1 rRNA gene is annotated in these 523 nt (G+C 49.9%); it reads left to right on the forward strand.

The features are described 5' to 3' along the window. Window positions 1–523, forward strand: a 23S ribosomal RNA gene (locus OZD68_RS06505); the annotation flags it as partial.

A 523-nucleotide genomic window follows, 5' to 3' on the forward strand; every position in this document is an offset into this window, starting at 1 on the left:
TTTGTTTGAGCAATGGAGGGACGCAGGAGGCTAAGGAATGCATGCGACTGGAAGTGCATGTCCAAGCAGTAAGTCTTGAGTAGAGTCAAATGCTTTACTCTGTACGGACAAGCTGTGATGGGGAGGGAAATAATAGTACCGAAGTTCCTGATGTCACACTGTCAAGAAAAGCTTCTAGTGAGAAAACAACTGCCCGTACCGTAAACCGACACAGGTAGTCGAGGAGAGTATCCTAAGGTGAGCGAGCGAACTCTCGTTAAGGAACTCGGCAAAATGACCCCGTAACTTCGGGAGAAGGGGTGCTGACTTCGGTCAGCCGCAGTGAATAGGCCCAAGCGACTGTTTATCAAAAACACAGGTCTCTGCAAAATCGAAAGATGACGTATAGGGGCTGACGCCTGCCCGGTGCTGGAAGGTTAAGAGGATGGGTTAGCTTCGGCGAAGCTCAGAATTGAAGCCCCAGTAAACGGCGGCCGTAACTATAACGGTCCTAAGGTAGCGAAATTCCTTGTCGGGTAAGTTC

Source organism: Wolbachia endosymbiont of Drosophila bicornuta (assembly GCF_028982105.1).
In the GTDB taxonomy this organism is placed as follows: Bacteria; Pseudomonadota; Alphaproteobacteria; order Rickettsiales; family Anaplasmataceae; genus Wolbachia; species Wolbachia pipientis.